This window comes from Halomonas sp. PGE1 (assembly GCF_013000985.1).
Taxonomy (GTDB): domain Bacteria; phylum Pseudomonadota; class Gammaproteobacteria; order Pseudomonadales; family Halomonadaceae; genus Halomonas; species Halomonas alkalicola.
Map to the genome: position 1 here is coordinate 674,319 of NZ_CP053032.1, position 16,872 is coordinate 691,190.

Genomic DNA, 16,872 nt, shown 5'->3' on the forward strand with positions numbered 1-16,872 from the left:
GTTTTTCCTCCATAGGGGGTGATGCTTGTCGCCGCTGAGATCGGCGTGAAAGCGCCAAGCGAGAGCCATGCTGCATGACGCTTTCGTGGGCTGTGGAGACGGGTTGTGGCTTAAGAGTAATGCTGAGTCAGCCACTGCGCTTGTCGTGCAAGTGGATAATCCTGCCCGGGGAAGCCCATCAGTTGAAATCCGAATGGCAAGCCGGCGACCTGCATCAGGGGAACGCTGAACGCGGGTGCGCCCATAAAGGTGCTGTACACCAGTAATCGACGAGAGCCGGTGAACTCGAAGCCATGCGGTGCCGGCCCTGAAGAGGCGGGCAGAACCAAGGCGTCATAATAGCCGGCGAGTTCCTGCAGCCGCCCACGCAACTGCTGTTGGATGATAAGTAACTGACGATAGCGGGCACGCTTGACGTGCGTGGCGCTCTCCATAAGGCTATGAATTCGCTCGCCGACCATGTCAGGGTAAGCGGCCACGTAATCTTGGTAAGGCCAACGCATTTCGTAGGCCAGCAGCTCTAGTGAACGCTCTGGCACGTCTTGCAGGTCTTCTACAAGTGCTTGGAGCAGTGGGTCGTCCTCGGGTTCGACGATGGTTACTCCTTCGCGCCGCAGCAAGTCGAGCTGCTGCTCGAAGGCGTTCAGGCTGCTACTGTCCAGATCTTCGAAGCCGTTGGTGCGTAGCACAGCCAGGTTGGCTGGCTTGGCTGGTGTCACGGCACCGTGGAGGGGCCCTGAAAGCCCCGGATGGCCCTGGGCCGGGGCACACTCTGCCACCCAGCGAGCCAGCCACCAGGCATCGTCCACGCTGTCGGCGAGGGTGCCGAGATGGTCGTGGGATTTTGATAGGGGGTGCACTCCATCAAGTGACAGGGCGTTCAACGTTGGCTTGAAGCCCACCACACCACAAAAGGAGGCAGGGCGAATGATGGAACCTTGCGTCTGGGTGCCAAAGCCTGCGGGAAACATTCCTGCTGCGACGCCCGCGGCAGACCCTGATGAAGATCCACCAGGGGTGTGTTCGGGATTGTGGGGGTTGACGGTAGGCCCCGAGCGGCCGATCGCGAATTCGGTGGTCACGGTCTTGCCGATGAGGATGGCACCGCCCTGCTTGATGGCGCGCACGCAAGCGGCTTCGGTCCGGGGGTAGTGTGCGGTAAAGATGTCGCTGTTCATCTCCGTCGGCATATCCCGCGTGTCGATGATGTCCTTGATGCCGATGGGCATGCCATCGATCGGGGACAGAGGCCGCCCTTCAGCATAACGACGGGTAGCGGCATCGGCCTGCATACGGGCCTGCTCGAGATTATGGCAGGTGAAGGCCTTCACTATCGGTTCACGTTCCTCTATGGCTTCGATGCAGGACTCTAAGTATTCCCTGGGTGTCCGGGATCCAGTGCGGAATTCTTCCACCAGGTCGCTGAAGGCGGGTTGTGTCGCGAGCAGGGACGGTGCCATGGGAGCTCCTGTTGTCTGTTATCGGGATACACCCCTGAGCTTAGCGCTACTGTCATCTGTTGACAATATGCATTTATGCTCTAGTCTTTGATGATGAAGCGTAGAGTTCATAGCCATGGCCGTAGGTTTCCCCGAACCGAGGGGGCGATAGCAAATCGGTTACCGGTGACGCTTCTATCGCACTGAATTTATTGACAATTCCAAGCACAGGATTCGACCATGATCGATAACGTCAACACCAGCCGTCGCCGTTTCCTGCAAGGCTCAGTTGCAGCAGCAGCAGGCATTGCATTCGGTGGTAGCCTGCTTACCAAGCCTGCATTTGCCAATGAATTTCCAAGCGGGCGTATTGAAGTGCTGGTCCCCTTCTCTCCCGGAGGGGGAACTGACCGCTCGGTTCGCCTGGTCACGCCGGCCTGGCAAGAAACGCTCGGGATGACCGAGCCCTTCCGTCTCAATCACCAGCCGGGAGCAGGCACCCTGATTGCTCAGAACGCCTTGCGCAGAACTGCACACGATGGCCATACCGTACTCTTTACCCCGGCTCCGCACGTGGCCTGGCTTAGCGTATTGCAGGCGGATGACTTTTCACTGGATCAGGTTGCCTGGCTGGGCTCCTATTTCCAGGACCCTAATGTCTTGTTGGTGCCCAACGACTCTCCCTATCAGACGGTACAAGAGTTGCTGGATGACGCACGAGAGAGTGGCCGCACCCTGACAGCCTCGGTGTCGAGCCCTATGTCAGCCGCCCACGCTGCTACCGTGGTCTTCCGAGAGCGTGCTGGCATCGACATTCGTGTAGTGCCCTTCGCCGGTGGCGCCGAGGCGCGGAATGCCGTAGCTGGTGGCCATGTTGATTTGTGTCTTGCGCCCTACTGGTCGGCAAGCAATGTCTTGGAGCTGACGCGTGCGCTGTGCATCTTCGCTGACAGGGATCCGTCTACCGGTATGTGGGATGCGCCGCCGGCCAACGACGTCTTGGATTTTGAGATGCCCGATCTCCAGGAGCCCTACGGTGCCCTTGTTTCCGCCCAGGTCAAGCAAGACCACCCCGAAGTCTTTGAGCGTCTCGCAGAGACATTCGTGGCGGCGTTGGAAACCGAAACTTTTCACAATGCAGCGGAAGAGCAGGATATCCATTTCTTCGCTGAGGCCTGGGGCCCAGAGCGTATGAAGCAGTTCATTGAAGAGTACATTGCGCTACTTGATGAGTATCGTCCGGCCATGGAACGTGACCTGGACGAGATGTAAGGACTGCTTTAGGGTCATAAGCTTGCCATGGCAGCACCTGGCTTGCCATGGCACTCCTTCTCCTGAAGAACGAGGATGCAAGATGTCATTTCAGGCTTTGTCCCGCGCTTTGCTAGTTCCAAGCTTCATCCTAATCATGACAGCTATTTACTGGGCCAGCATCCAGGATGCACCGAGAGGTGCTCAGCGGGTTCCCAACGTCGTGATGCTGTTCATACTGACGACAGCTTCTGTTGTGGTTGTTCGCGATGTTGCTCTGCTGTTTTCCACGGGTGGTCGGCAGCGTTCTGAGTCCTTTCGTGAACAACTTTCCAGTTGGTTTTCTGATAATCGTCAGCGCTGCCTGTTCGTAGTTATATGCCTGGCGTATTTTCCGATTTTCGTATCGTTGGGGTTTAATATCGCCAACCTGATTTTCTTGTGTCTGGCACTGCCGTTAGCGGGGCTTGGGAGAGGTCGACCTCTCGTCGCCCGCATCGGGTTAATAGTCAGTGTGGCAGCTTTGTGCAGCATGATCTTTCACCTGCTGGCAAGCATCATGGACTTCAATGTCCCGGCTCCATTGGGCATCTAACCCTACCAGAACACCCTTTTCGACAGGACGCAGCAATGTACGACGTCAATGCGATGCTCATGGGCCTTTTGGCTCTATTCCAGGCCCACACCCTGGCCTTTCTTCTGGTTGGTTTTTTTCTTGGCTTTTTCGTAGGTGCTATTCCTGGCTTCAACGATGCCAATATCATGGCGATTCTACTGCCTTTCACGCTGCTGATGGAGCCGGTCGTTGCCATCGTATGCATGGCGGCCATCTATGCTGGCGCTCAAGCGGCGGGATCCATCCCAGCGATCCTGATGAATATTCCCGGGACACCAGGCAATGCTGCCACCACTCTTGAGGGGTATCCCATGTCAAAGGGTGGGCGTTCCGGGTATGCATTGGGGCTATCGCTTGGCGCATCCTCCATAGGTGCACTTCTGGGCGCGGTTCTTACATTGATTTTTGCGCCGGTGTTGGGAGTGTTCGCCCTGCGTTTCGGCCCTGCTGAGATGTTCATGGTGGCGGTTTTGGGACTGACGGTGGTGAGCACCCTATCCGCTGAGAGCATGAGCAAAGGCCTGTTGGTGGTCGGTTTTGGTATCCTGATTTCATTGATCGGTTCCGATGCAATGACTGCCTTTCCACGTGGCACCTATGGTATACCCTTTCTCTATGATGGAATGCCATTAATACCTGTGCTACTTGGGCTATTTGGCTTCTCAGAACTATTGCTGCTGCTGGGCAAGAAAACCATATCCAGCGAGCAGGGAGATAGCAGCAAGGTGTGGGGGGAGATGCTTTCCGGGCTCAAGAAAGGAATTAGTCAAAAGATAAACCTAGTTCGCTCCTCGGTTCTGGGCTTTTTCGTTGGTGTTATTCCCGGTGCTGGCGCCACGATAGGCTCCTTCCTCGCTTATGGCCAGGCTCGGCAGTGGTCGAAGACCCCCCAAAAGTTCGGAACCGGGCATCCCGAGGGTCTAGTGGCTACTGATTCGGCCAATAACGCAACAGCTACTGGCGCCATGGTGCCTATGTTGACCCTTGGGTTGCCGGGCAGTGCTTCGACTCTGGTCATGCTAGCCGCTCTGGTGCTGCATGGGGTCCGTCCAGGACCTCAGTTCTTCAGCAATTTCCAGGTCGAGGCATATACTATTTTGTTTTCACTGTTCTTGGCCTCATTGCTGATCGGGGTGCTAGGGGTGATCCTGTGCCGTGCTGCCCAGCGTGTAGTCTTCATACCCACCTCACTTCTGGTGCCAATCGTCACTGTACTGGTTTTTACCGGCGCTTTTGCTTGGCGCTTCCAGGCCTTTGATATCCTATTAATGATCGTCTTTGGATTGCTCGGTGTGCTGTTGAGGACCTATCGCTACCCAGTTCCAGCATTGATGTTGGCCATCATTCTTGGCCCGATGCTTGAGTCCAACTATCTGCGTGCGACCCGTATCGGCGGGCTGGAGTCGCTGATCGCCAGTCCGATTTCCATGACTCTTATGGCGATGATCATTGTGTCGCTGCTGGCACCTGTCATCGTGTCTCTGTCGCGCAGGGTGCGCAAGACTGCCTGAAGCATCTGAGCGAGTTCACAGTCAGCGCCGATGATTCACAGGCTTGATCTTAAGCCGGAGCCGGTCGCCGTACGAGTCAGCCAGCTGCTTTGGCTGACTCCTTTATTTGTGAATTGCCGGGCGATACGGACTTGAGGGTGAGGCCATGTCCTTGATCTTTGGACTGCTGTTCGTGACGGTGGTTTTTCTGACCTCGGCTTTGTCGGGAATTTTCGGCATGGCGGGGGGGCTGGTACTACTTTGGTTTTTGCTGGTGCTGTTTCCGGCAACCACGGCGATAGCAGTGCATGGGGTCATCCAGCTCACAGCCAATGCTTCCCGGGCATGGCTGTCTAGGAACTTCATTGAATGGCGTATTGTGGCCCTGATGACCTGCGGAGTGGTAGCGGCTGTACTTGGCCTTCTTCTGGTCAGCTATACGCCGAATACCGTGACAGTCTCGCTATTGGTCGGGCTGATGCCGATCCTGGTATGGATGCCTAAAACTTGGTTCCACTTTGATGGTTCACGAACCAGTCATGCATTGGGCTGTGGCTTTGTGGCGGGTGGCTTGACGATTGCCGCCGGCCTGTCGGGGCCGCTAATTGATATCTTCTTCATTCGCACCCGGATGGACCGTCGTCAGGTGGTGGCTACCAAGGCAATGATCCAGGTGGTCTCACACGGCATCAAGATACTTTTCTACCTAGGGGCGGCGCTGACCCTGAGTCAAGGGCAGTGGGCCATGATCCTGCTGGCCGCGCCTTTCGCGATGCTGGGGACCCAGGCTGGTAATCGCATCCTGCAGCGCCTCACTGATGCCAACTTCCGAGCCTGGACGCGCTGGATCGTTACCGTCATCGGCAGCTTCTACTTCCTGCAGGGGGTGGCCATGATGGTGTGAGGCTTGAGCGGCGGCGATTGCTGAGCAACAGAAATCGCAATCAAAATACTGTCAACAGTTGACAAAGTGAGCGTGGCCACCGATAGTCGGGCTTGAGGGAGCTCATTTGGGGGCGGACCTTGCCCCTTTTCTATAACGTCAACGCCGAATCAATCTCAAGGAGCCGGTATGTCAGAGAACAGCAAAGCATCTATTGAGAAGTTCACCCCAGATATCCACTCCAATCATGGTGAGGGTTTGACCCGGGAAGTGGTGCAGTTCATCCGCAACACCGACTACGACTCGCTGCCCGCCGAGCTGATCGAGGTCGGCAAGAAGTCGATCCTCGACGGGATCGGCCTGGCGCTGTCCGGCTCGGTCGCCGAGTCGGGCCGTATCGTGCAGCAGTACCTTAAGGGCCAGGGCGTGTCCGGCGAGGCCACCGTGATTGGCACCAGCATGCGTGTGCCGGAACGATTCGCCGCCTTCGCCAACGGCGTGGGCATCCATGCTGACGACTACGACGACACCCAGCTCGCCGTGGGGCCGGATCGCGTATATGGCCTGCTGACCCACCCCACCGCGCCCTGCCTGCCGGCCGCCCTGGCGATCGCCGAAACTCAGGACATGTGCGGCAAGGAGCTGATGCTGGCTTACCACATCGGGGTCGAGGTCGAGACCAAGGTCGCCGAGGCTATTTCTCCGCGTCACTACCAGCACGGCTTCCACGCCACCGCCACCTGCGGCACCCTGGCCGCAGCTTCCGCCGCCTCTCGCCTGCTGGGCCTAGATGAGGAGACCGCGCTGCGTGCGCTGGCCATCGCCGCCAGCCAATCGGCGGGCCTGCGCGAGAACTTCGGCACCATGACCAAGCCGTTCCACGCTGGCCGCTCGTCCGAGTCGGGCGTGGTTGCCACCGATTTCGCGCGGGCCGGCTGGACCGCCACCGACAAGATCCTGGAATCGCCGCGTGGCTTCTTCCAAGCGCATGGCGGCGGCTACATGCTCGAGGCCATCTCGGGCAAGCTCGGCGCGCCGTGGACCTTCCTCGACCCGGGCGTCTCCATCAAGCCGAATCCCTCCGGCTCGCTGACCCACCCCGGCATGACCAAGATGATGGAGCTGATCCTCGAGCACGACATCCGGCCCGAGCAGGTCGAGCGCGTCGACGTTGGCACCAACCACAACATGCCCAACGCGCTGATCCACCACCGTCCCAAGAACGAGCTGCAGGCCAAGTTCTCCATGGAGTTCTGCATGGCGATCCTGCTGCTCGAGCGCCGGGGCAGCCTGCCGGAGTTCACCGATGAAGTGGTCAACCGCGCCGATGTCCAGGAGATGATCGGTCGCGTGCACTTCGGCGTGCACCCGGAAGCCGAGGCCGCCGGTTACGACAAGATGACCACCATCATCGACATCCAGCTCAAGGATGGCCGCACCATCTCTGGCCGTGCCGATTTCGGCAAGGGCAGCCCGGCCAATCCGATGAGCTACGACGAAGTCGCTGACAAGTTCCGCGGCTGCGCCGAGTTCGCGGGCTGGAGCAAGGAGAAGACTGAAGCGCTGATTGAGGCTGTGCGTAATCTGGAGAACCTCTCTTCGGTACGCGAGCTAACCAAGCTGATGGGTTCCTGAGATCCTTTTTGGTCATGAACCGATCAATCGAGCACTGGCCCGTGGCGCTTGCGCCTCGGGCCAGTGTGTTCCTAGTTATCAGCAAGGAGGGTTGAGCAATGACCTGGAGGATGGATCTACGCGGGCATAGTGCCGTCGTGACAGGAGGTACGCGTAATATCGGCCTGGCGATAGCTGAAGGACTTCGCCATCACGGTGCTCGGGTCTGCATCGTTGGTGGTACTGACCAGGCAGCGCTAGACAGGGCGCTCGAGCGCCTGGGTGGGGAGAGTGATGCAGTCACGGGTCTGCTCGCGTCGGTTGCCTATGAGCACGCCGTGGAAGCAATATTTGACCATGCCGAGGCTCGCCTGGGGCCGGTCACGATCCTCGTCAACGGCGCTGCCAGTCGCCCACATGCACCATTGGTGGATATCACCCGCGTGCAATGGCAAGAGGTAGTCGACGTCATCTTGACAGGGGCTTTCCTGACAGCCCAGCAACTGTTTCGCCGTCTGCCGGCAGATCGGTGTGGGGCGATCATTAACCTCGGTGGGTTGAGCGCCCATGTCCCGAAGGTCGAACGACCCCATGTGATCGCCGCCAAGGCTGGGCTGGTCGGCCTGACTCGAGCCTTGGCAGAAGAGGGAGTAGGTCGTGTGCGCGCTAATTGCGTGGTACCCGGTACCATTGAGACCGAGAGAAAACCAGGGCAGTCCAATCCCACGGCTCAGGAAAAAGGCAGCGGCCGGCCGGTGGGCACCTCGGAAGCTGTGGCGCGGGCAGTACTATCGCTGGCAGATCCTGCTGATGGCTATGTGACTGGCCAGACGTTGCATGTCAACGGTGGCCGGTATATGCCGTGAGGCCCGCTCGCCTCCTTCGTGCTGCCGGCGTGGTGCTCGCTGCCCTGGCGGTTGGCTTTCTGGCATCGCAGGTTGGCATTCCACTGCCATGGATCCTGGGGCCGATGCTTGTCAGTGCCATTGCCGCATTGAGTGGCCATGGGCTACATGATTCCAAACTGGTGCGTCAAGGTGCGCAGGTGATATTGGGGTCCGCGATCGGTCAGAGCTTTACCGCCGGAGTCCTGGTGTCATTGGCTTGGCTGGTGCCTTGGATGGTGCTGTTTGCGCTGTGGTCGCTTTTGATGTCTGCGCTGGGCTCGCTGCTGCTGGTACGCTGGGCACATTTGGATCGGCATACAGCAGTGCTCGCCAATCTGCCAGGCGGCGTCTCGGAGATGGCCTTTCTCGGTGGCAAAGCACAAGGTGCGAGCACCTCCATCGCCCTGGTACAGGCCCTGCGCCTGAGCTCGCTGGTGGTGATGCTGCCTCTGGCCATGGTGTTGCTGCTCGACGATGTGGGTGACTCTTTAGCAGTACCGTTGGCAGGCGGCAGCCTGGGTATCGGCACGTTGCTGATCCTGGGGCTGGGTTTTGCGTTGGGCTGGGGCATCGATCGGCTGGGTGTTCGCAACGCCTTTATTGTCGGCGCACTGGTGGTGTCGGTGATTGCTACCACCACTGCCTGGGTGAGTACCGGGATTCCCGACCTACTGTTTATCGCCGGCCAAGTAGCCATTGGTCTGGCGCTGGGTTCTCGTTTCGAGCGCCGCGATGTGTCACGCATGCCGCGCCTAATCGTGTCAGGCCTGGGCGCGTCACTATTCACCTCGCTGCTGACTATTGTCTCGGCGATGCTCGTGGCTGTGCCGCTGGGTATTGCCATGCCGGTGATGGTTCTAGCCGGTGCACCGGGTGGCGTCGCCGAAATGGTAATCACCGCAGCGGCACTGGGCTTGAGCATCCCTGAGGTGGTGGCCTTCCAGACAGTACGCATCTTTGTCGTCAACCTGCTCGCGGCACCGATCGCGGCACTATGGCTGCGTGTTGCCGGTCGCTTACTACCCGAGCGAGCATCCGGGGCCTGATGCTTCCAGCTCGGTATGCCTTTATCACTACGCACAAGAGAGCCAATGTCATGACGCAATACCTGCAGCTTCCTGATTCCGCGCAGCCCGTCGAAGGGTCCATGTTTCCGGGATTCCAGCGCGCGCGCATCTCAACCTCGGGGGCCGAGATCAATCTGGTGGTTGGTGGTGAAGGGCCTCCACTACTGTTACTCCATGGCAACCCTCTGATGCACGTTAGCTGGCACAAGATCGCCCCGTGGCTAGCGGAGGAATATACTGTGGTTGTCCCAGACCTGCGCGGTTATGGTGATAGCAGCAAGCCCGAGGGGGGGGGGAATCATGCAGCATACTCGTTTCGTGCCATGGCAGAGGACCAGGTTGAGGTGATGGCTGCGCTGGGTTTCTCGCATTTTGAAGTGGCCGGTCACGACCGCGGTGGCCGTGTCGGGCATCGCCTGGCGCTGGATTATCCCGATTGTGTCGATAAGCTCGCGGTTCTTGACATCGTTCCGACCCACCACTTGTTGACAAATATCAGCAAGGGCTGGGCCACTGAGTCCTATCATTGGTTTTTCATGGCTCAGCCTGCACCATTTCCCGAGCGGTTGTTGGGTGCCGACCTCGAGTACTACATTCGCTACAAGCTAGCGAAGAAGGGGGTTGGTCTCGGCCCGTTCACGGAGGAGGCAATGGCCGAGTACATCCGCTGCTGCACACCGGAAAACATCCACGCGGTGTGCGAGGACTACCGTGCCACCCTGACAATCGACTTTGAACTGGATGCTGCCGACTATGGCAAGCGCTTCGTCGAGTGTCCACTGTTGGTGTTATGGGGCGAGAACAGCCATGTCGGACGACACTTCTCGCCACTCGAGGCTTGGCAGGAGTGGGCACGAGATGTCACCGGTGTCGCGCTGGCTTCGGGGCATTATCCCGCCGAGCAGTGTCCCGAGGAAACCTATGCGGCCTTGCACCGCTTCTTGCGTGTCTGAGAAGCGTAGTGCAGCAAGGCGGGCAATCGCAAGGATAAGATATTATAATGTCAACTGATGACTGAAGGTAAACTCCAGAATCTTGATGGTGATGGCAATGCCGACAGAGCTAGACAAGCAGCAAGGACCGGCTGTCAGACCGGACCGGCGTACCCTTCGAGCCCCCTCCCTGACCGATCTGGCCTATCGCGAGATCGAGAGAATGATACTGGCGCGTGAGCTGGAAACCGGGGAGCGACTTAACGACTCCCATCTTGCCAAGCGCTTCGGCATTAGCCGTGGCCCGGTCAGGGAGGCCATTGGCCGTCTGGCGTCTGCGGGACTCGTGGAGATGATCCAGAACAAGGGTGCCTATGTCCGGGTCATCGATATTGACGATGCCCTTGAAATCTATGATATCCGTGCAGCCTTGGAGCGAGCCGGAGTGATGGCGGCAGCGCGCCGTATGACACCAGATCAACTGCTAGGACTGCGTCTGCAGGTAGAGCGTATGGATGCCTGCGAAGGGGCCGGCGACCGCGAAAGCTACTTCGTGGCGAATCTCGAGTTTCATCGCATGATCCATGAAGCATCAGGTAACAAGCGGCTAGTGGAGCTCAGCGAGCGCTTTTCACGGGAGCTGCGGCTGTTCCGACATATATCGCTAATCACGGCGGGTATCCATGAGTCCAATCTTGAGCACCATCGTATCCTTGAGGCGCTGGAGCAGGGCGATGCGGAGCAGGCTGCAGCGGCCATGGAGCGCCATGTGACGCAGGCCAAGGTGCGTCTGATGTCGCTGGCTAGTAGCCTCAAAGGTAAACCGCATGATTTGTTGGCGTCGTCTGTCGACAAGGCCCGATAAGCGAACGGATTGACCTGCAGCCTGGCAGGGTCAGCGCCGATTCGCATCGCCCAGAGTGCGCCGTTGGCCGGAGTTCACATGGCCGGCCATGGCATTGAAAGCGCGCTGTTGATCCCTGGCTGCTAGCGCTTTGACGATCTCGCGGTGCTCGCGATTGGACTCCTTCATGCCGTTTCCTGTGACCAGGCCTCGCGCGCGGAACAGGTGCAGCTGGCGCACGAGATCGTGATAGGTCCTGATCAGACGCTGGTTGCCGGTGGCCGAGACCAGATAGTCATGGAAGGTCAGGTTCGGTGGATAGTAGCGATCAAAATCGTTGGCCTGAGCGGCCCTCTCCATCTGCTCGACCAGTAGATACAGGTAGGCCAGTTGATCGTCGGTGATGCGTGGGGCAAGTAACATACCAGCATAGCCAAAGATCCCTGCCCGCATTTCATATACCTCTACCGCCTCGTCTTCGCTGATGACGCGAATGAAGACGCCTCGATTAGGGATCAGCTGGACCAGCCCCATGGCTGCCAACGCACGGCATGCCTCACGAACGGGCCCTCGGCTGATACCCAGCTGGTTGGCCAGGGCATTTTCGTTGATGCGCTCCCCGGGGGTGAACTCGCCCCCTAGGATCATCTGTTCGATCTCCCTCTGAGCTAAGGACGTCAGCGAGTGGGCCTGCAGATGCCCGATCTGTTGTGCTCTTTCTGGCATGGTCTTCTCGAAAGCTGGTTGATTGACAACTGTTAGCAATCACTTTTCTTAAACTTTAGCATAGTGCGTCTTCTCTTGTCAGCTGTACAGGCAGTACTCGGGGAGGTCTTCAATCTATGGCAACTGTTGACAGTTGACTGTAGGAGTGCTTTGCTGTCTTAGCCAGGCTGGCATTTCACCTGACCATGTCCTTGGCCGATGATCACCTCCTTCTCTTCTCAACATGAAGCAGCGCCATGACAGACAATGCTCCGCGGCAAGAAACGCCAGGCCACTCTGGCTGGACTAGTAGCCTCGCCAGGTTGGGGCTCACTCTGTTGGTGGGCAGCTTGGGCGGAACTGTGGCGGTGTATTGGGGAATACCGCTGCCATGGATGCTTGGCCCCTTTCTGATATGTGCAGCAGCTTCGTTGGCGGGGATATCACTGGCCGGACTTCCTAAGGGGCGTGAAGGGGGGCAGGTGATTGTCGGACTGGCTATCGGTATGCGTATGACTGCAGCAGCCATGGCCACCACAGCAGTGCTGCTGCCGGCGATGCTCGCTGGCACCATTTTCGTGGTGGTAATGACCATGATTGCGGCGTTGCTGCTGATGCCGTTGGCGCGGGTCGATCACCGCACGGCTTTTTTTGCCACGGCAGCGGCGGGCATGGCCGATATGGCCACGGTGGCTCAGCAGCGGGGTGGTGACCCCGACGTGGTGTCGCTGATGCATGCTATCCGGGTGGCGTCGGTGGTGTCGGTGGTGCCGGTGCTAGTGATCGGCTTCGGTGAGCCGGGCGCCCCAGTGCAAGCGGGAGGTGCAATCGAGTCGCTGCCGCTGCTGGTCATGGCACTCGGGTTGGCCTGGCTGACGGCACTGCTGATGCGCCCGCTGCCATTCCCCAACCCTTGGCTGGTGGGCCCCATCCTTCTGGGTGCTGCGCTGAGTGGCTCGGGGCTGCTCATGGTGGCGATTCCGGAATTATTGATCATTCTCGCCCAGTTGTTGATCGGCATCTCGCTGGGGGTGCGGTTCAAGCGCGCTTTATTGTTGCGCCTTCCACGGGTGGTAGCAGCAGCCTTGGTGGTGTCGGCCTACATGATCGGCAGCTCGGCAGGTGCTGCCTGGGTGATGTCTTCGGTCAGTGGCTTGCCTTATATGACCAGCTTTCTGGCGTTGGCACCGGCGGGAGTCACCGAAATGGTCATAACCGCCAAGGTCATGAACCTCGATGCCGAGATCGTCGCGGCCTTTCATGTGATGCGCATTGCAGTAATCGCATCGACGATTCTATTGACCTTTGCGCTGTTCGAACGACTCGAAAAACGCCTGCGTGACAGGCCGGTTTAGCCGGCCACGACGCAGATATCAAGCAGCCAACGCCGGCCGCATTGCATGTTGGCCACGCTGGCAAAACCAATGAGGAACATTAAATGACCCTGCGACCCGATGTGACTAAGGCCTTGGCCGAATGGATTGTTAGCTGTGACCTGGAGGCGATTCCCGCTGAGGTGCAAAAGGAAGGTGTCAGAACCTTCGTCAACTGGTTGGGCTGTGCCGTGGGCGGTGCCCGCCACGAGACCGCCGACCTTGCTCTGGCGGCTGTGGCACCTTTTTCCGGCTCAGCAACCTCCACGGTACTGGGGCGTGGCGAGCGTCTCGATGCCCTGCATGCCGCTTTACTCAATGGCATCACTTCCCATGTTTTGGATTATGACGACACCCACCTCAAGACCATCATTCACCCGGCGGGGCCAGTTGCATCGGCGCTGCTTGCAGTGGCCGAGACACGTTCGGTGTCCGGACGCGACTTTCTCAATGCATTGATTGTTGGCGTCGAGGTCGAATGCCGAATCGGCAATTCGGTCTACCCCGACCACTATGATCGTGGCTGGCATATCACCGGTACCGCCGGAGTGTTCGGCGCGGCGGCGGCGGTGGGGCGCCTGCTCGGCCTCAATGTCCAACAGATGACCTGGGCGTTGGGTATCGCCGCCACCCAGTCATCGGGCTTCCGCGAGATGTTCGGCACCATGTGCAAGAGCTTCCATCCTGGCCGCGCAGCACAGAATGGTGCGCTGGCAGCGTTTCTTGCCGAGGCCAATTTCGACTCATCGGAGCAGGCCATCGAGGCGCCACGTGGGTTTGCAAGTGTGATGTCCGATAAACAGGACTACAACGAGATCCTCGGTGGTCTGGGCGAAACCTGGGAAGCCGGCCTCAACTCCTATAAGCCGTTCGCTTGCGGCATCGTCATTCATCCCACCATCGATGGCTGCATCCAACTGCGTGAAGAACTGGGTGACGGCGTGGAGAAGATCGCACGTGTCGATCTGGTGGCGCATCCGCTGGTGCTCGAGCTGACCGGCAAGCCCGAGCCGAAAACCGGCCTTGAGGGCAAGTTTAGCGTCTTCCACTCGGTGGCTGTGGCACTGCTGCGCGGCGACGGCTCGCCCACCGCCTTTACCGACGAGGCGGTCAATGCCCCCGAGCTGATCGCCATGCGTCGCAAGGTTGAGGTCGTCACCGATAAGGCATGCCACGAGGCGGCGGTGACCATCACCGTGACCCTAGACGATGGGCGCGTCATCGAAAAGCACGTCGAGCGCGCTATCGGCTCGCGGGAGCGCCCGCTCTCCGACGAACAGCTCAATGCCAAGTTCTGCGGTCAGGCAGCGCTGGTGATTGGTGAGGCGGCCAGCGACGAGTTGCTCGAGCAAGCCTGGAGGCTGCCGGAGATGACCAGCGTCGGTGATCTGGCCGCTGCCAGCCTGCCTCGCTGAGTGTCCTGATACTGACACGTACAACCGACAACGGAGGCTCACATGACCCAAGCACATCTGACGCTGGGGGTGCTCAACGGCGATGATATCGGCCACGAGATCGTGCCAGCCGCGGTCGAGGTGGCGCAGGCCGCGGCCGAACGCTGCGGACTCGTGATCGACTGGCGGCACATGCCGCTGGGTCGCAAGGCCCTCGACGAGCTCGGCACCACCATGCCCGATGGTACCCTGGATACGCTGTCAACCTTCGACGGCTTCATCCTCGGGCCCATAGGCCATCGCGAATATCCCAAGGTGGAAGGGGCGATCAATCCGCATCCCATCCTGCGCAAACGCTTCGATCTTTTCGCCAACGTGCGCCCGACCCGCTCCTATCCGGATGTCGGTTGTATCTACGGCGACATCGACCTGGTGATCGTGCGCGAGAATAATGAGGGCTTCCAACCCGATCGCAATGTGGTCGCCGGCTCGGGCGAGTTTCGACCCACCGAGGATGTGACTATCTCGGTGCGGGTAATCACTCGTGAGGGCAGCCGCAAGGTGGCTACTGCAGCGCTGGAGCTGGCCCGGGCCCGCAACAAGCGGCTCACCGTGGTGCACAAGAACACCGTCTATAAGCTGGGCTGTGGCATGTTCGTCGAGGAGTGCCACAAGGCTGCCGAGGCCTATCCCGACGTGACGGTGGATGAGGCCATCGTCGATACCTTCGCCATGCACTTGATCCGCAACCCGCAGCAGTACGATGTGGTGGTGACCACCAACATGTTCGGCGACATCCTCACCGACGAGGCCGCTGGCCTGGTCGGTGGGCTGGGCATGGCGCCGGGGCTGTGCATCGGCCGCGGCAACATGGCTATGGCCCAAGCCACCCATGGCTCGGCACCGGATATCGCCGGTACCGGCTTGGCCAACCCCTACGCCATGATCGAATCGACACGCATGCTGATCGAGTGGCTGGGACGGCGTCACGAACTGGCCGAGGCACAGGCGGCTGCCGTGCTGATGGCCAAGGGCATCCAGGCAGCGTTAGCCGACCCGCAGACCCGCACCCCCGACATCCGTGGCCAGGGGCGGCTCAGTGATATGGTCAATGGCATGCTCGTGGCGATCGAGCGGGCGGCGGTCCATGCGTAACCACAAGGTGGCAGTGATTCCGGCCGATGGCATCGGCCCGGAGGTGATTGGTGCCGGCTGTGAGGTGCTTGAGGCCCTGGCCGGGGTCGATGGCGGCTTTCGCTGCGATTTCCAATGGTTCGACTGGGGTTCTGACTACTACCGCCTACACGGTGAGATGATGCCGGCGGATGGCGTCAATATGCTTCGTGCTTACGATGCCATCTACTTCGGTGCGGTGGGGGATGCCGAGCTGCCCGACGATCTTACTCTCTGGGGGTTGCGCCTGGCGATCTGTCAGGGCCTTGATCAATTTGCCAATGTGCGCCCCACGCGGCTTTTACCCGGGATTGCCGGCCCCCTCAAGCCGGCACTCGGTGAGGGCATCGACTGGCTGATCATTCGTGAGAACTCGGAAGGGGAGTATGCCGGTGTGGGTGGACGAGCGCACCGTGGTCTGCCAATCGAAGTGGGCATGGACGTGGCGGTGTTTACCCGCACCGGCATCGAGCGAGTGGCTCGTTTCGCCTGTGAGGCGGCCATGGCCCGTCCAAGCCGCAAGTTGACCGTGGTCACCAAGTCCAATGCTCAGCGACACGGCATGGTGATGTGGGATCAGGTCTGCGCAGAAGTGATTCGCGACTATCCCGCGCTCGATGTCGACTGGATGTTGGTCGATGCCATGACCACGCGCATGGTACTCGACCCGGCGAGCCTCGATACCGTGCTGGCTACCAACCTGCACGCCGACGTGCTCTCGGACCTGGCTTCGGCATTGGGCGGCAGTCTGGGAATCGGGGCCACCGCCAACATCAACCCGGAGCACAGCGTGCCGTCGATGTTCGAGCCGATTCACGGCTCGGCATTCGATCTGATCGGCAAGGGCGTAGCTAACCCTATCGGTGCCTTCTGGACTGCCTGCATGCTGCTCGATCATCTTGGCGAGGCCCAGGCCGCCGAACGCCTGATGCAGGCCATCGAGAGCGTGACTGGGCATGGCGAGGTGTTGCCTCGGGATCTGGGTGGCACCGCCGGTACCCGTGCGGTAACTGAGGCCGTCATCGCTGCGTTATGACATCGCCGTCCTGGAGACGGTCGCCCTCGGAGGTAATTTTGCTTACTGAAAACTGTTGACAGTTGACTTTGTTGCGGCGTACCTTCTGAAGGGCCTCCAGTTCTAAGAGGGTACGTCAGATCATCGATGTTCTTGGAATGGGTATCGAAGTGCACAACATGAAAAATA

General features: G+C 59.4%; 15 protein-coding genes. 13 read left to right on the forward strand and 2 right to left on the reverse strand.

Going from position 1 to position 16,872, the window contains the following annotated elements:
* Window positions 1-110: 110 nt before the first annotated feature.
* Window positions 111-1,460, reverse strand: a complete 1,350-nt coding sequence (locus HIR79_RS03235; RefSeq protein ID WP_169956750.1) for an amidase — start codon at window positions 1,458-1,460, stop codon at window positions 111-113.
* 219 nt (window positions 1,461-1,679) lie between these two features.
* Between HIR79_RS03235 and HIR79_RS03240 the strand changes: the two genes are divergently transcribed.
* The 9 genes from HIR79_RS03240 (at window position 1,680) to HIR79_RS03280 (ending at window position 11,044) form a co-directional block, all read left to right on the forward strand.
* Window positions 1,680-2,711 (forward strand): Bug family tripartite tricarboxylate transporter substrate binding protein, encoded by a 1,032-nt coding sequence (locus HIR79_RS03240; RefSeq protein ID WP_169956752.1) that lies wholly within the window; start codon window positions 1,680-1,682, stop codon window positions 2,709-2,711.
* 82 nt (window positions 2,712-2,793) lie between these two features.
* The gene (locus HIR79_RS03245) at window positions 2,794-3,285 is read left to right on the forward strand and encodes a hypothetical protein (protein ID WP_169956753.1); all 492 of its coding nucleotides are present in this window, start codon (window positions 2,794-2,796) and stop codon (window positions 3,283-3,285) included.
* Between the two features lie 35 nt (window positions 3,286-3,320).
* On the forward strand, window positions 3,321-4,817 hold the full coding sequence (locus tag HIR79_RS03250) for a tripartite tricarboxylate transporter permease (RefSeq protein WP_169956755.1): 1,497 nt from the start codon (window positions 3,321-3,323) through the stop codon (window positions 4,815-4,817).
* Window positions 4,818-4,962: 145 nt separating this feature from the next.
* Window positions 4,963-5,700 (forward strand): sulfite exporter TauE/SafE family protein, encoded by a 738-nt coding sequence (locus HIR79_RS03255; protein WP_169956757.1) that lies wholly within the window; start codon window positions 4,963-4,965, stop codon window positions 5,698-5,700.
* 168 nt (window positions 5,701-5,868) lie between these two features.
* Window positions 5,869-7,314, forward strand: coding sequence for an MmgE/PrpD family protein (locus tag HIR79_RS03260; RefSeq protein ID WP_169956759.1), 1,446 nt, complete (start codon window positions 5,869-5,871; stop codon window positions 7,312-7,314).
* A 98-nt stretch (window positions 7,315-7,412) separates the two neighbouring features.
* Entirely contained in the window at window positions 7,413-8,159 is a 747-nt protein-coding gene (locus HIR79_RS03265) for an SDR family NAD(P)-dependent oxidoreductase (RefSeq protein ID WP_169956761.1), read from the forward strand.
* Between the two features lie 29 nt (window positions 8,160-8,188).
* Complete coding sequence (locus tag HIR79_RS03270) at window positions 8,189-9,226, forward strand: AbrB family transcriptional regulator (protein WP_169956763.1); 1,038 nt, start codon at window positions 8,189-8,191, stop codon at window positions 9,224-9,226.
* A gap of 50 nt (window positions 9,227-9,276) precedes the next feature.
* Window positions 9,277-10,200, forward strand: coding sequence for an alpha/beta fold hydrolase (locus HIR79_RS03275; protein ID WP_249322238.1), 924 nt, complete (start codon window positions 9,277-9,279; stop codon window positions 10,198-10,200).
* 85 nt (window positions 10,201-10,285) lie between these two features.
* The gene (locus HIR79_RS03280; protein ID WP_169956765.1) at window positions 10,286-11,044 is read left to right on the forward strand and encodes a GntR family transcriptional regulator; all 759 of its coding nucleotides are present in this window, start codon (window positions 10,286-10,288) and stop codon (window positions 11,042-11,044) included.
* 30 nt (window positions 11,045-11,074) lie between these two features.
* Here the strand turns inward: HIR79_RS03280 and HIR79_RS03285 are convergent, their stop codons facing one another.
* Entirely contained in the window at window positions 11,075-11,788 is a 714-nt protein-coding gene (locus HIR79_RS03285) for an FCD domain-containing protein (RefSeq protein ID WP_169956767.1), read from the reverse strand.
* Between the two features lie 197 nt (window positions 11,789-11,985).
* On the opposite strand from HIR79_RS03285, the gene HIR79_RS03290 reads away from it, so the two are divergent.
* From HIR79_RS03290 to HIR79_RS03305, 4 genes are all read left to right on the forward strand, one after another.
* On the forward strand, window positions 11,986-13,083 hold the full coding sequence (locus HIR79_RS03290; protein ID WP_249322239.1) for an AbrB family transcriptional regulator: 1,098 nt from the start codon (window positions 11,986-11,988) through the stop codon (window positions 13,081-13,083).
* 83 nt (window positions 13,084-13,166) lie between these two features.
* On the forward strand, window positions 13,167-14,516 hold the full coding sequence (locus HIR79_RS03295; protein ID WP_169956772.1) for an MmgE/PrpD family protein: 1,350 nt from the start codon (window positions 13,167-13,169) through the stop codon (window positions 14,514-14,516).
* Window positions 14,517-14,558: 42 nt separating this feature from the next.
* Window positions 14,559-15,650 (forward strand): isocitrate/isopropylmalate dehydrogenase family protein, encoded by a 1,092-nt coding sequence (locus HIR79_RS03300; RefSeq protein WP_169956774.1) that lies wholly within the window; start codon window positions 14,559-14,561, stop codon window positions 15,648-15,650.
* A complete protein-coding gene (locus tag HIR79_RS03305) occupies window positions 15,643-16,704 on the forward strand; it encodes a tartrate dehydrogenase (RefSeq protein ID WP_169956776.1) in 1,062 nt (353 codons plus the stop codon). The genes HIR79_RS03300 and HIR79_RS03305 overlap by 8 nt, the downstream gene beginning before the upstream one ends.
* The last annotated feature ends 168 nt before the right edge of the window (window positions 16,705-16,872 follow it).